Raw genomic sequence first — 12,681 nt, forward strand, 5'->3', positions numbered from 1 at the left:
GGTCCTCCACCATGAAAACCTGTTATTGGCTGCTGCTGGTGCTGTCCCTGATGGTTTCGACCGGCGAAGCGCAGGAGGAGGCCGTCGCGGCGCGGGTCAATGGCGTGCCGATCACGGTCTTTCGCCTGGAGCGGTACTTTGCTGACTATCTGCAGGCCCAGGGTCGCGCGGTCGCCAGCATCCGCAACCCGGATGTGTACAAACGCCTGCGCCGCGCCGCGCTCGATGAGTTGATCGACAAGGCGCTGCTGTTGGAGCAAGCCCGCAAGCAGGGTCTGGTAGTCGATGAGCAGGCCGTGGCTCACCAGCTGGCGTCATTGCGAGGGGATTTCGGCTCATCCGAGGTGTTTGCCCAGCGCCTGGCCGATGCGGGCTTCGATGAGGCCAGTTTTACCGAGTACCTTCGCCAGGAGTGGGCTGCCCAACACGTCTTCGCCGAACTTGTCCGGGTGCCCGAGCCGACTGCCAGCGAAGTCGAGGCTGCCTGGGCACAAGCGCATCCTGGCGCCCAGGCCAAAGATTTCTCAGCGGCTCAGAACCAAAATTTGACGCCAGAGGTCGAACGAATGCGAGAGCTTGCTATGGTTAAAGAAATGCTTATCACTCAGAGGCAGGCTCAGGCCCGCGCAACGGCGCTCAAGGAGTTGCGCTCGCGCAGTCGAATCGAGCTGGCACGCGGCCAATAACCGCCTGGCCCCCAAGTTGGGGGGGAAACCCGGATTGACCGTTGACCGCCTTCCCCCGGAGTTGGGGAAGGAGACTAGGCAGTTTGGAAAATTTCCAGTTAAATCAGCGGTATGGCTAAATGAAATTATCGGTATGCGGTCTGGCATGAAGCGTGCTTAAGCCTAAGTGAGGCGCGCACTCCCAGGCCCGAAACCGGACCTGACAGTTACAAGGAGTCCACCTTGGCAAACACAGTATTGATAGTCGAGGACGAACTAATCCTTGCGCAAAACCTCAAGGCTTTCCTTGAGACCAAGTGCCTGGATGTCCGTGTGGCCCATGACGGTGCCAAAGCCATCAGCATTGCCGAAGGTTTTGCACCCGAAGTCGTCGTACTGGATTTTCGCTTGCCCGACATGGAGGGGTTCCAGGTACTCGAAGCTGTCCGCCGCAACAGGAATTGCCATTTTGTACTGATGACCGCGCATCCGAGTGACCAGGTTTACAAGCGCGCAGAACAACTGGGCATCAGCCACATCCTGTTGAAACCCTTTCCATTGGCGGAACTGGCACGCGTGGTCTGTGACCTGATGGGCAAGGAATCCGGGGCAAGGCCGGGCACACAAGGCGAAGGGTTCGTCGAGCGGCGTCAATGCAGGAAGGAGAGTTTCCCGCTGCAGCTGTATGACGGCAGTTGGGTATTGGCGGATCGTCGACGCACCGTGCCGACGCCTCCGGTTCCCGACGACACGCAACAGCTTACCGGGGAATAGGGGCGCGTACAGACGAGCATGTGCTGGCGCGCCGGATGGGTGAAAACCCCGGAGCGTTGGAGTGCATGCCATGGAACGTCTGTCTGTTGCTGCCGTGCCGCCGTCAGCCATTGCCATACCGGAGCTTGAAACCACACCACCACGGTTTGCCCGGGCCCTGTTGCAGCAGGCCAAGGCAACCGCCGCCAGCCAGGGCGAACGCACGCTCGCCGCACTGGAAACCCTTTCGACACTCGACCCACAGGCTTTCACCCAGTGCCTTGGCCGCACGCTCCATTACCCGGTGCTCGACAGCCAGAGCCTGTTCGGCACTGCCCCGGTGTTCGAGCACATCACCCTGGCCCAGGCCATCAAGCGCGAATTCGTCATGGTGCGCCAGGGTGAAGAGCTGATCGGCGTTTTTGCCGACCCCTTCGATGAACACCGCCTGGCCTGGATCGACGAAAACCTTCGCGGCGCCTCCCTGTACCTGGCCCATGCCGCCGATCTCGGCGCCTTCCTGGCCCGTCATGAAGAGAGCTTCCACGCCGTTGAATCGCTCAACGCCCAGACCGATACCTGCGATGTGCATGAAGCGCTGGAAAGCCTGTCGCTGACCAGCATCAGCGAAGACGCCAGCGTGGTGGTCAAGCTGGTCAACTCCACGCTGTACGACGCGCTGAAAATGCATGCCAGCGACATTCACCTGGGCATGACCGGCAGCGGTCTGGTGATCAAATACCGCATCGACGGGGTCCTCAACAATATCAGCAAGGTCCAGGGCAGTGAGTTCGCCGAACAGGTGATCTCGCGGGTCAAGGTCATGGCCGAGTTGGACATCGGCGAGAAACGCGTGCCCCAGGACGGTCGGTTCAAGATCGGCATCAGCGGCCGGCAGATCGATTTTCGCGTGTCGATCATGCCGAGCATTTTCGGCGAAGACGCGGTGCTGCGGGTGCTGGACAAGCAAGACCTGGCCGACCGGGCCAATGGCGTCCGTCTGGAATCGCTGGGCTTTGAAGACGCGACCTTGCGCCACCTGCGCCGGCTGGCCGCAGAACCGTACGGCATGGTCCTGGTGACCGGCCCGACCGGCAGCGGCAAGACCACCACGCTCTACGCCATGATCACCGAGATCAACCATGGGGTGGACAAGATCATCACCATCGAGGACCCGGTGGAGTACCAGCTGCCCGGCGTCCTGCAGATTCCCGTCAACGAGAAAAAGGGCCTGACCTTCGCCCGCGGCCTGCGCTCGATCCTGCGCCACGACCCGGACAAGATCATGGTCGGCGAGATACGCGACCCGGATACGGCGCAAATCGCCGTGCAATCGGCGCTGACCGGTCACCTGGTGTTCACCACCATCCACGCCAACAACGTCTTCGACGTGATTGGCCGCTTCACCCAGATGGAGGTCGACCCCTACAGCTTCGTTTCCGCGCTCAACGCGGTGCTGGCCCAGCGCCTGATCCGCCTGGTCTGCAGCGATTGCGCCAGGCCCTGCCCACCGAGCGCCGAGGAGCTTTCGGCCTCGGGCCTCGATGCGCAGAAGGTCAAGGATTACCGCTTCGTCCACGGCAGCGGTTGTGGCCGTTGCCGTGGCACCGGCTATCGCGGCCGTACGGCCATCGCCGAACTGCTCCATCTGGACGACGAGATTCGCCAGATGATCATCGAACGCCAACCGATCGCCCGCATCAAGGCCCTGGCCTGCAGCCGTGGCTTGCGCCTGTTGCGGGGATCGGCGCTGGAACTGGTGCGTGATGGACGCACGACACTGGAGGAGATCAATCGTGTCACATTCGTGGACTGAACGTTACATCGCCGTACTCGGGCCCAATGGGGTCGGCCTGTGCCGCCGCCGTGGCGGTACTTGCGAGTGGCTGGGCAGTGTCGGCTTCATCAGCGACCACTTTCCCGCCTGGCCCGTGGCAACCGAAACCCTGGAGCGGCTGCTGGCCGAGCAGGTTCGCGGCCGCGCCGAGCTGTGCGTGGTGCTGTCGAACCACTACAGCCGTTTCTGCCGGGTGCCGTGGAGCGACCAGATCAACACCGACACTGAACTGCAGGTGTACGCCGGGATCTGCTTCGAGGAGATTTTCGGCCTCTCGGCACACAACTGGACGCTCAGCCTGTCCGCCGAGGCGGCAGGGCAGCCACGGGTCGCCGCGGCCGTGCCCGACGAACTGCTGCTGCGCCTGCGGGCCCTGGCCGGCAACCTGAGCCTGCGCCTGGTCTCGGTGCAGCCCTACCTGATGGCGGCCTTCAACCACTTCGACGGGCAAATGGCCAAGGACGACTTTCTGTTCGTCGTCGCCGAGCCAGGCCGCAGCACCTTGCTGGTGGCGCGCGAAGGCCGCTGGGAGAGCGTGCGTTCGGTCTGCGGCCCCGATTCCGACGGCGCGCTGGGCGCGCTGATTGCCCGCGAGCATGAACTGCTCGGGGATGACAGCACGCGGCCACTGCCGATCTATCTCCATGCGCCGGGTCGCATCGACAGCACGCCTTGCCTGGACCAGGAGGCGGTGGTGCTGCTGGCCTGGCAGGCGGCAGCCGCGCCGGTGCGCGATGTGCTTTATGTCATGTCCCGGACGGTGCACTGAAATGCGCGCCTTGAACCTGGATTTTCAACCCCGGCGTCGGGCCAGCGCCTGCGGCTGGAGCCTGTTGCTGGTCGGGCTGCTGCTGGGCGCCGTCGGCCTGTGGACCCACCTGCAGCTCGACACCCAGGCACAGCAAGCCCATGGCCGGCTGCGCCACGCCCAGGGCCAGTTGCACGGCGAAGCACAGGGCGCTGCCGGCCTGTCGCCGGCCGAAAGTCGCGAGCAGGCCAGCCGCCTGGCGGAGATGCGGCGTATTTCGGCGCAACTGCGCAGGCCCTGGGAGCGCTTGTTCGCGATGCTCGAAGCACTGCCTCGCGAGCATGTCGCCTTGCTCGCGCTGACGCCCGATGCCCGCAAGGGGCAAGTGCGCATCAGTGCCGAGGCGCGTGACCTGGAGGCGATGCTGGCGTTCCACCGGCAGCTGGAAGCCAGCGCCGAGCTCAGCGACGTTTCCCTGCTCAACCACGAAGTCGATGCCAAATCGGCCGAACACCCGGTGCAATTCAATCTACAGGCCAGTTGGGAGGTGGGCGATGCACATCCCTAGGTTGATCATCCATGAACACCTGCAACGGCTCGGTTGGCCGGGTGTGGCCGGGGTGGCGCTGCTGCTGTTGGCACTGGGTCATGCCGCATTCGGGCTGATGCCCGCCTGGCAGCGGCTGCAGGGCTTGAGCGAACAGAACCAGGAGGCCAGCACCTACCTGGCGCAGATCGAGCAGGGCACGGTCGCACCGCCCGAAGTCCCCCAGCGGCAACTGGACGAGTTCCGTCAACGCCTGCCGGCACAGCTGGAGGCCACTTCGGCAATCGACCGGATCTACGTCCTGGCCAGCCAGGAGCGAATCGTCCTGGCCCGTGGCGAATACTCCCTGGGCACCGACCCCAGGACTCATCTGGCGCGTTATCAGATTCTGTTGCCGGTACGCGGCAGCTATCCGCAACTGCGGCGTTTTCTCCATGCACTGCTCAGCGAACTGCCGGCCGTGGTGCTCGAGGATGTCGACCTGCAACGCAAGCGCATTGCCGACACCGAGCTCAATGGACGCATCCGACTGACCCTGTATCTGTCGAGGTCATCATGAACGCACGCAAAGGCTTGGGTTGGGGGGTGTTCCTGAGTGCGGCGGCGATCTTTGCCTGGGCTCCCGGGCACTGGTTCGAGGACGCCGATGAAGTGGAAGTGGTGCCGGCAACGGCAGCGACCGCCAAGAACGTAAAAGCGGCCACGCAACCACTGGCCGGCAAGGCTGCGGTGGCGCAGTCCAAGCCCAGCGGTGTCAGCCCGCTACAACCTCAGGCCGACCTGTTTGCGCCTCACAGCTGGAAGCCGGCACCGGTCCTTGCCACCGTGACGGCGCAGGCCCTGGCCAATGCGCCAGTGCCGCTGGCGGCCCCGACTGCGCCACCGCTGCCTTTTCAGTTCATCGGCCGGATCGATGATCGTAATGACGTGCAGGTTTTCCTGCAAAAAGGCGAAAAGCTCTATGTCGTGCGTAACGGCGACATGATCGATGACACCTACAGGATCGTGGGTATCTCCGATACCGAGATGAACATGGTCTATCTTCCTTTGCACCAGTCCCAGACTTTGTCTGTAGGGAGTGCTCCATGATTGCGGTCAAACGGTCTTCACCGTTGTTGTGGCTGTTACTGGGGACCAGCCTGTTGCTGGCCGGTTGCAGCGCCACGCTGGCAAGAAAACAAGGAATGGCCCTGATCGAAGACGGCCAGTACGAAGCGGGGATCAATCGCCTGGAGGATGGCGTAAAAGACAACCCACGTGACACCAAGCTCAATATCGCCCTGAACCATGCCCGGGCCCGCTCGGTCAAGGCGCTGCTGGCCCAGGCCGACCTGGACCGCTCGACCCGTGACTTCGCCTCGGCGAGTGAAGGTTACCGGCGCGTGCTGGTGATCGAACCGAACAATGAGCGGGCCAAGGATTCCCTGCGCCAGCTCGAACACCTGCGCACCCTCGACCAGCGCCTGGTCCAGGCCGAGACCGACCTGCGCCGCGGCGACGTGGTCGGTGCCGAGCGCCAGGTGCGTTACATCCTCACCCTGGACCCCAAGCACGAAGGTGCGCTGGAAATGCGTCGCAGCATCGATGAAGTCAACAGCCGCACCAATGTGCCAAACCCGCAGTTGCGCACGCGCCTGGAACGGCCGGTGACCCTGGAGTTTCGCGATGCCAACCTCAAGGTCATCTTCGAGGTCCTGTCCCAGGTCGCCGGGCTCAACTTCATCTTCGACAAGGACCTGCGCCCCGAGCTCAAGGCCACCATTTTCGTGCGCGATGTGCGCATTGAAGATGCCGTCGAGTTGCTGTTGCAGCAGAACCAGCTGCACCAGAAGGTGGTGAACGAAAACACCATCCTGATTTACCCCGATTCACCGCAGAAAACCAAGGACTATCAGGAGCTGGTGATGCGCACCTTCTACCTGACCAATATCGACGCCAACACCGCACTGAACATGGTCAAGACCATGCTCAAGACCCGCGATGTGTTCGTCGATGAACGCCTCAACACCTTGAGCATGCGCGACACTGCCGATGCGGTGCGCATGGCCGAGAAGTTGCTGCAATCGCAGGATCAGTCAAACCCCGAAGTGGTGCTGGAAGTGGAAGTGATGGAAGTGGCCCGCCAGCGCATCCTCGACCTCGGCATGCAGTGGCCCAACACCTTCGGCGTGCTCACCAGTGACGGTACGCCGGTGACCATTCTCAACCAACTGCGCAGCATCGACTCGAGCCGTATCACCATCTCGCCATCGCCGCAGCTGCGCATCAACGCCCAGGACAACGACATCAATACCCTGGCAAGCCCGGTGATCCGCGTCAGCAGCCGCGAGCAGGCGCGCATCCATATCGGCCAGCGGGTACCGATCGTCAGCGCCACCTCGGTGCCGTCGACCCAAGGCCCGGTGATCACCGAAAGCATCACCTACCTGGATGTGGGTCTGAAGCTGGAAGTGACCCCGGTGGTGCACCTGAACAACGAAGTGGCGATCAAGGTCGCGCTGGAAGTCAGTAACGCCACACCGCTGGAGCCGACTCGCCAGGGCACCATCCCGGTCCAGGTCGACACCCGCAACGCCCAGACCACGCTGCGCCTGCACGATGGCGAAACGCAGATCCTGGCGGGCCTGGTGCGCAACGACCACGGTTCCACCGGCAACAAGATCCCGGGCCTTGGCGACATTCCCGGTCTGGGTCGGCTGTTCGGCAGCAACAAGGACTCGGTCGGCAAGTCCGAACTGGTGCTGTCGATCACCCCGCGCATCGTGCGTAACCTGCCGTACCAGAGCCCATCGGACATGGAGTTCCCTTCGGGCACCGAAACCAGCATGCGCATCCCGAGCCAGGACCGCGCGGTGGTGGGAGAGACGGACAGCGATGTCGCCAAGCCAATGGCCGCTCAGCCACTGGCCGTAGCACCGATTCAGACGAAGCCTGCGCCATGAACACGTCCGAACGCGGTTTTACCCTGATCGAGGTGGTCGTGACCCTGGCCCTGGTCGGCCTGTTGGCCGCGATGGCCGCGCCCTTGACCGAAACCGTGATCCGCCGTGGCAAGGAACAGGACATGAAGATCGCGCTGTACCAGATCCGCGACGCCATCGATGCCTACAAGCGCGCCGCCGACGCCGGGCATATCGAAAAATCGGTCAGCAGCAGCGGCTACCCGCCCAACCTGCAGGTACTGGTCGATGGCGTTCGCGATGTGCGCAGTGCAAAGGGCGCGAAGGTGTACTTCCTGCGGCGCATTCCCAGCGACCCGCTGGCCAATGCCCGCCAGGCCAATGCCCGCCAAGACGAAGACAGCTGGGGCCTGCGCGCCTATGACAGTCCACCCGACAGCCCGCGTGAGGGCGAGGACGTCTTCGACGTCTATTCGCTGGCACGCGGCAAGGGCCTCAATGGCATTGCCTACCGGGAGTGGTGATCACATGCGACGCAGCCAGGGCTTTACCTTGATCGAACTGCTGGTGGTGATGGCGATTATCGCGACGCTGATGACCATCGCCGTGCCGCGCTATTTCAGCAGCCTGGAGACGTCTCGCGAAACCACCCTGCGCCAGAGCCTGGCAGTGATCCGTGAAGCGCTCGACCACTACTACGGCGACACCGGGCGCTACCCCGAGTCCATCGAGGACATGGTGACCCAGCGTTACCTGCGCAGCTTGCCGCTGGACCCGATCACCGAACGCAACGATATGTGGGTCCTGGTGCCACCGCCCGAGGGCGTGGCCGGCGGGGTTGCCGATGTGAAAAGCGGAGCGACCGGGAGGGCCCGTGATGGCAGCCAGTATGCGCAGTGGTAGCGACGCCAGGGGGCAGCAGGGGTTTACCTACCTCGGCGTGCTGTTTCTGATCGTGCTGATGGGCTCGATGCTGGCAACGGCCGGCGAGGTCTGGTCAACGATCGGGCAACGCCAGCGCGAGCGCGAGCTGCTGTGGGTCGGCACCCAGTATGCCCAGGCCCTGCGCAGCTACTACCGCGCCTCGCCGGGCCTGGCGCAATACCCGGCTGCGCTGGAAGACCTGCTCGAGGACAAGCGCTTTCCGTCGCCGCAGCGGCACCTGCGCAGGCTCTATCCGGATCCGTTGACCGGCAGCCGCGACTGGGGCCTGTTGCACTCCTTCGACGGGCGCATTACCGGGGTCTACAGTCAAGACACGCAGCGGCCCCTGATACAAGCGAATTTCCCAACCCAATGGGTGGATTTCGAAGGCTTGACCCAGCATTCGGACTGGCAGTTCGTTGCCGAGAAGGCCTTTCTCGACACCGCCGCAAGCGCCGCCCGTGCGGCCAAGAGCCAATGACCAGGAAGTCGTGAGGAGAAAGACCATGTTCGGTTATCGCCAGAAGCAGACCAGGTCCAGCACACATGGCAGCAGTCGGCGGCGCTTTGCCTGGGCGCTGGTGTTGTTGAGCCTGGCAGCGCCCACGTTTGCGGCGTCCGAAGAGGACGAGATGAAGGGTTTTATCGTCGACCAAGCCATTTCCCACACCGGTCACGATTTTTATCGCGCCTTTTCCGAACGCCTGCGCAGTACCAGTCGCCTGGATTTCAACCTGGTAGTGCGTGAGCGGCCCTCGGCCCGTTGGGGCAGCCTGATCTGGGTCGAGTATGAGCAGCGCACGATCTACCGGCGTTTTTTGCCGCCCAACACCGTCGACCTCGAAGAAATCGCCTATGAGGCTGCCGACCTGGTCAAGGCCCAGATTCTCCAGCGCAGGCTGGAAATCCTACTGCAAGACACCACCGATTTGGAGAAGGACGAATTATGAACAAGATGATCCCTTCACTCTCGATCTCCCTGGCATCGGGCCTGTTGCTGGCCGGCGCCGTCAACGCGACCGAGCTGGTCTACACCCCGGTCAACCCATCCTTCGGCGGCAACCCGCTCAACGGGACCTGGCTGCTCAACAACGCCCAGTCGCAGAACGACCATGACGACCCGGACCTCGAGTCGCGTTCGTCGCTGGCCGGGACCACGGCATTTGAACGCTTCACCAGCCAGCTGGAGTCGCGGCTGCTGTCCCAGCTGCTGACCAATATCCAGAACGGCAACACCGGTAGCTTGCAGACCGACGCGTTCCTGATCGAAATCGTCGACGTCGACGGCGTATTGACCATCGTGGTGAGCAACAAGGCCACCGGGGAAACTTCGGAAATCGTCGTCGATGGGCTCCGCTTCAATTGAACCACCGTCAAATAGGATGACAGACCATGAAAAAAATCTTGATGTTGGTCATGCTGGTAGCAGCCTTGCAGGGATGCGGCGTACGTGAGCCGATGCCTGCCGAGCAGGATATCGATACCCCGACCCTCACCCCGCGTGCCTCGACCTATTACGATCTGCTGGCGATGCCCAGGCCCAAGGGGCGTCTGGTAGCGGTGGTGTATGGCTTCCGGGACCAGACCGGACAGTACAAGCCGACGCCGGCAAGCTCGTTCTCGACCAGCGTCACCCAAGGCGCGGCGAGCATGTTGATGGACGCCTTGCAGGCCAGTGGCTGGTTCGTGGTGCTCGAGCGCGAAGGGCTGCAGAACCTGCTGACCGAACGCAAGATAATCCGGGCCTCGCAGAAGAAACCCAATACACCGGTGAATATCCAGGGTGAGCTGCCGCCCTTGCAAGCGGCGAACCTGATGCTCGAAGGCGGGGTCATTGCCTACGACACCAATGTGCGCAGCGGCGGGGAGGGTGCGCGTTACCTGGGTATCGGTGCGGCCCGCGAGTACCGGGTCGACCAGGTTACCGTGAACCTGCGGGCGGTGGATGTGCGCAGCGGTCAGGTGCTGGCCAATGTGATGACCAGCAAGACCATCTATTCGGTGGCGCGCACGGCCGGTGTGTTCAAGTTCGTCGAGTTCAAGAAACTGCTGGAGGCGGAGGTGGGCTATACCACCAACGAACCGGCGCAGCTGTGCGTGCTGTCGGCCATCGAGTCGGCCGTGGGGCACCTGCTGGCGCAGGGCATCGAGCGCAAGATGTGGCAAGTGGCCGATGGCAAGGGCGCGGAAGATCCCTCGGTGGACAAGTACCTGAGCCAGAACGTTGCCGATGCACCGGCGCAGTGAAGTCTGGCTTGGGCGGTCGACCGGATCACGGCGGTGATGCCATCGCGGGCAAGCCCGCTCCCACAGGGTCGCGTCGTTCACAATATGTGAATTGACAATGTTCCCTTGTGGGAGCTGGCTTGCCAGCGATACAGGCGACACGATCTCTGAAGCTATTGCCTGGCTGCCCCATCCAGCAAGGCCTCAACCAGCGCCCGCGCCATCTCGACATTCTGGATAATACCCATCACCACCCCTTTGTCGTTCAGATGCAAATGCTCGACGGCATCCCAGGCGGTGGCTTCGATGCAACCCAGCAGCATGCCGACATGCAGCAACGCATCTTCGGCGCGGATGCCTTCGCGCACGCTGAAGAGGGGCTGACTGTCACTGTCCAGGGAGCCGAAGGTTTTGTGTGCGGTGGTGGTGATTGATGGTAGATGGGGTGGATCGGGGACGATCTTGATCATGGTGCTTCTCCTATGCATATGGAGCCGTCACCTTTCGCTGCGATACGAATGGGTGGCAGCTGTGCGCGGTTTCGCAGACCGAGGCATAGGAACTCGGCGCACCCGAGGGTGCCCCACGCACAGCCGCCATAAAACGATATGGGCGCTATTGCGTTATGCCTCGGACTGCGACATCCGGTCGTTGAATTGGCAACGACCGGGCAAGACTAGCCACGCGTCCAGGCAGGCGCAACAGGTTATAGCGCGCGCGGATTATGCTTGGGAAATTTCTCTGTGCAACCCCGGAAGCAACCTACAGCCCCCTCGGCCAACGCAAATCCTGTAGCCGCTGCCGCAGGCTGCGCTCGCCTGCGCCAGCAGGCGCAGGGTCTCAAGAACGCAGGGGAGCCCCGTTGGGACTCCAGCGCAGCCTGCGGCAGCGGCTACAGGAAATTGCGTATAGATGTTGCTGTCAGTGCGCCCCAGCTGCCTTGTTCAGGTCGCTTTCAGTCCATTGGGTGTACACGCAAGCATCCGAGGTCGCCCAACGCACCCTGACCTGATCGCCAGCCGACAACGGCATCCCGCCCGCCGACAGCGCCTTGACCGTCATGGCCGTACCCCCGGCAGTCACCACGCTGCAGGTCAGGCTCTCACCCAGGAACAACACCTCGGTGACTTTGGCCGCCACTTCGTTCCAGCCCGCCGCCAACGGCTCGCTGGCAGCTTGCGCCGCACTCAACGCCACGGCCTTTTCCGGGCGAACCATCAACAGCACGTCCTGATCGGCTTTCAGCCCTGTGGTCAGGCGGATCGACAGCGGTTGCCCTTCGAACGTCGCCACGGCATTGCCCTGAGCCTTGAGCTTGAGGAAATTGGAGTTGCCCAGGAACGAGGCGACGAAGGCATTCGGCGGGTTCTGATACAAGTCATAGCCGCTGCCAAGGCCGACGATCTTGCCGTGGCTGAAGATGGCGATGCGCTGGGACAGGCGCATGGCTTCTTCCTGGTCGTGGGTCACGTAGACGATGGTGATGCCCAGGCGCCGATGCAGCTGGCGCAGTTCGTCCTGCAGGTCTTCACGCAGTTTTTTGTCCAGGGCGCCCAGCGGTTCGTCCATCAGCAGGATGCGTGGCTCGTAGACCAGCGCCCGGGCGATGGCCACGCGCTGCTGCTGGCCGCCGGACAGTTGCGAAGGGCGGCGGTGGGCAAACTGCTCGAGTTGCACCAGCTTGAGCATGGCCTCGACCCGGCGCTCGCGCTCGGCGCTGGCTTGCTTGCGGATAGCCAGCGGGAAGCCGATATTGTCGCGCACCGACAGGTGCGGAAACAGTGAGTAGCGCTGGAACACCATGCCGATGTCGCGCTTGTGCGGCGGCACGTTGACCAGCGACTGGCCATTGACCTGGATTTCCCCGGAGCTGGGCGTTTCGAAACCGGCCAGCATCGACAGGGTGGTGCTCTTGCCCGAGCCGCTGGAGCCGAGGAAGGTCAGGAACTCGCCGTCCTGGATATCCAGCGAAATGTTGTCCACGGCCGCGAAGTCGCCGTAGTGCTTGTTCAGGTTGCGCAGGCTGACCAGGGTCTTGCCTTGTTCTGTGGTGTCTTTGATTACGGCACTCATCTTCTTCT

The 12,681-nt window shown here is 62.8% G+C and carries 16 protein-coding genes; 14 read left to right on the forward strand and 2 right to left on the reverse strand.

Features of this window, described 5'->3' with window-relative positions:
* Positions 1-11 precede the first annotated feature (11 nt).
* The 14 genes from NVV94_RS11560 (at position 12) to NVV94_RS11625 (ending at position 10,621) form a co-directional block, all read left to right on the forward strand.
* Positions 12-686: a SurA N-terminal domain-containing protein gene (locus NVV94_RS11560; protein ID WP_258447268.1), complete on the forward strand. Its 675-nt coding sequence runs from the start codon at positions 12-14 to the stop codon at positions 684-686.
* A gap of 222 nt (positions 687-908) precedes the next feature.
* Positions 909-1,439 carry a response regulator gene (locus tag NVV94_RS11565; RefSeq protein ID WP_258447269.1) on the forward strand — a complete coding sequence of 177 codons (531 nt, stop codon included), beginning with the start codon at positions 909-911 and terminating at the stop codon, positions 1,437-1,439.
* Positions 1,440-1,509: 70 nt separating this feature from the next.
* Entirely contained in the window at positions 1,510-3,234 is a 1,725-nt protein-coding gene (locus NVV94_RS11570; protein ID WP_258447270.1) for a GspE/PulE family protein, read from the forward strand.
* On the forward strand, positions 3,185-4,024 hold the full coding sequence (locus NVV94_RS11575; RefSeq protein WP_408733499.1) for a hypothetical protein: 840 nt from the start codon (positions 3,185-3,187) through the stop codon (positions 4,022-4,024). Before NVV94_RS11570 ends, NVV94_RS11575 begins: the two co-directional genes overlap by 50 nt.
* A gap of 1 nt (position 4,025) precedes the next feature.
* Positions 4,026-4,571, forward strand: coding sequence for a PilN domain-containing protein (locus NVV94_RS11580; RefSeq protein ID WP_258447272.1), 546 nt, complete (start codon positions 4,026-4,028; stop codon positions 4,569-4,571).
* Positions 4,558-5,109, forward strand: a complete 552-nt coding sequence (locus tag NVV94_RS11585; RefSeq protein ID WP_258447273.1) for a GspMb/PilO family protein — start codon at positions 4,558-4,560, stop codon at positions 5,107-5,109. Before NVV94_RS11580 ends, NVV94_RS11585 begins: the two co-directional genes overlap by 14 nt.
* Positions 5,106-5,639: a hypothetical protein gene (locus NVV94_RS11590; RefSeq protein WP_258447274.1), complete on the forward strand. Its 534-nt coding sequence runs from the start codon at positions 5,106-5,108 to the stop codon at positions 5,637-5,639. The genes NVV94_RS11585 and NVV94_RS11590 overlap by 4 nt, the downstream gene beginning before the upstream one ends.
* Before the next feature lie 95 nt (positions 5,640-5,734).
* On the forward strand, positions 5,735-7,492 hold the full coding sequence (locus NVV94_RS11595) for a secretin N-terminal domain-containing protein (RefSeq protein WP_408733500.1): 1,758 nt from the start codon (positions 5,735-5,737) through the stop codon (positions 7,490-7,492).
* The gene (locus NVV94_RS11600) at positions 7,489-7,974 is read left to right on the forward strand and encodes a type II secretion system protein (protein WP_258447276.1); all 486 of its coding nucleotides are present in this window, start codon (positions 7,489-7,491) and stop codon (positions 7,972-7,974) included. Before NVV94_RS11595 ends, NVV94_RS11600 begins: the two co-directional genes overlap by 4 nt.
* Before the next feature lie 4 nt (positions 7,975-7,978).
* On the forward strand, positions 7,979-8,353 hold the full coding sequence (locus NVV94_RS11605) for a type II secretion system protein (RefSeq protein ID WP_258447277.1): 375 nt from the start codon (positions 7,979-7,981) through the stop codon (positions 8,351-8,353).
* Positions 8,328-8,855 (forward strand): type II secretion system protein, encoded by a 528-nt coding sequence (locus NVV94_RS11610; RefSeq protein ID WP_258447278.1) that lies wholly within the window; start codon positions 8,328-8,330, stop codon positions 8,853-8,855. The genes NVV94_RS11605 and NVV94_RS11610 overlap by 26 nt, the downstream gene beginning before the upstream one ends.
* A gap of 25 nt (positions 8,856-8,880) precedes the next feature.
* On the forward strand, positions 8,881-9,324 hold the full coding sequence (gene csgE, locus NVV94_RS11615) for a curli production assembly/transport protein CsgE (RefSeq protein WP_258447279.1): 444 nt from the start codon (positions 8,881-8,883) through the stop codon (positions 9,322-9,324).
* Positions 9,325-9,329: 5 nt separating this feature from the next.
* On the forward strand, positions 9,330-9,740 hold the full coding sequence (locus NVV94_RS11620) for a curli assembly protein CsgF (RefSeq protein ID WP_258447675.1): 411 nt from the start codon (positions 9,330-9,332) through the stop codon (positions 9,738-9,740).
* Between the two features lie 26 nt (positions 9,741-9,766).
* Positions 9,767-10,621, forward strand: a complete 855-nt coding sequence (locus NVV94_RS11625; protein ID WP_258447280.1) for a CsgG/HfaB family protein — start codon at positions 9,767-9,769, stop codon at positions 10,619-10,621.
* A 152-nt stretch (positions 10,622-10,773) separates the two neighbouring features.
* On the opposite strand, the gene NVV94_RS11630 is transcribed toward NVV94_RS11625, so the two are convergent.
* Both NVV94_RS11630 and NVV94_RS11635 read right to left on the reverse strand, forming a co-directional pair.
* The gene (locus NVV94_RS11630; protein WP_258447281.1) at positions 10,774-11,070 is read right to left on the reverse strand and encodes a DUF6124 family protein; all 297 of its coding nucleotides are present in this window, start codon (positions 11,068-11,070) and stop codon (positions 10,774-10,776) included.
* A gap of 451 nt (positions 11,071-11,521) precedes the next feature.
* A complete protein-coding gene (locus NVV94_RS11635) occupies positions 11,522-12,673 on the reverse strand; it encodes an ABC transporter ATP-binding protein (protein WP_258447282.1) in 1,152 nt (383 codons plus the stop codon).
* Positions 12,674-12,681 lie beyond the last annotated feature (8 nt).

Origin of the sequence: Pseudomonas sp. LS1212 (assembly GCF_024741815.1) — a bacterium.
In the GTDB taxonomy this organism is placed as follows: domain Bacteria; phylum Pseudomonadota; class Gammaproteobacteria; order Pseudomonadales; family Pseudomonadaceae; genus Aquipseudomonas.

What these genes read in the sequence shown, in the direction of transcription:
- NVV94_RS11560 (WP_258447268.1), top strand. Translation starts at nt 12, where the DNA reads ATGAAAACCTGTTATTGGCTGCTGCTGGTGCTGTCCCTGATGGTTTCG.
- NVV94_RS11595 (WP_408733500.1), top strand. Translation starts at nt 5,735, where the DNA reads ATGGCCCTGATCGAAGACGGCCAGTACGAAGCGGGGATCAATCGCCTG.
- NVV94_RS11570 (WP_258447270.1), top strand. Translation starts at nt 1,510, where the DNA reads ATGGAACGTCTGTCTGTTGCTGCCGTGCCGCCGTCAGCCATTGCCATA.
- NVV94_RS11605 (WP_258447277.1), top strand. Translation starts at nt 7,979, where the DNA reads ATGCGACGCAGCCAGGGCTTTACCTTGATCGAACTGCTGGTGGTGATG.
- NVV94_RS11630 (WP_258447281.1), bottom strand. Translation starts at nt 11,070, where the DNA reads ATGATCAAGATCGTCCCCGATCCACCCCATCTACCATCAATCACCACC.
- NVV94_RS11590 (WP_258447274.1), top strand. Translation starts at nt 5,106, where the DNA reads ATGAACGCACGCAAAGGCTTGGGTTGGGGGGTGTTCCTGAGTGCGGCG.
- NVV94_RS11610 (WP_258447278.1), top strand. Translation starts at nt 8,328, where the DNA reads ATGGCAGCCAGTATGCGCAGTGGTAGCGACGCCAGGGGGCAGCAGGGG.
- NVV94_RS11635 (WP_258447282.1), bottom strand. Translation starts at nt 12,673, where the DNA reads ATGAGTGCCGTAATCAAAGACACCACAGAACAAGGCAAGACCCTGGTC.
- NVV94_RS11625 (WP_258447280.1), top strand. Translation starts at nt 9,767, where the DNA reads ATGAAAAAAATCTTGATGTTGGTCATGCTGGTAGCAGCCTTGCAGGGA.
- NVV94_RS11600 (WP_258447276.1), top strand. Translation starts at nt 7,489, where the DNA reads ATGAACACGTCCGAACGCGGTTTTACCCTGATCGAGGTGGTCGTGACC.
- NVV94_RS11580 (WP_258447272.1), top strand. Translation starts at nt 4,026, where the DNA reads ATGCGCGCCTTGAACCTGGATTTTCAACCCCGGCGTCGGGCCAGCGCC.
- NVV94_RS11620 (WP_258447675.1), top strand. Translation starts at nt 9,330, where the DNA reads ATGATCCCTTCACTCTCGATCTCCCTGGCATCGGGCCTGTTGCTGGCC.
- NVV94_RS11575 (WP_408733499.1), top strand. Translation starts at nt 3,185, where the DNA reads ATGGACGCACGACACTGGAGGAGATCAATCGTGTCACATTCGTGGACT.
- NVV94_RS11585 (WP_258447273.1), top strand. Translation starts at nt 4,558, where the DNA reads ATGCACATCCCTAGGTTGATCATCCATGAACACCTGCAACGGCTCGGT.
- csgE (WP_258447279.1), top strand. Translation starts at nt 8,881, where the DNA reads ATGTTCGGTTATCGCCAGAAGCAGACCAGGTCCAGCACACATGGCAGC.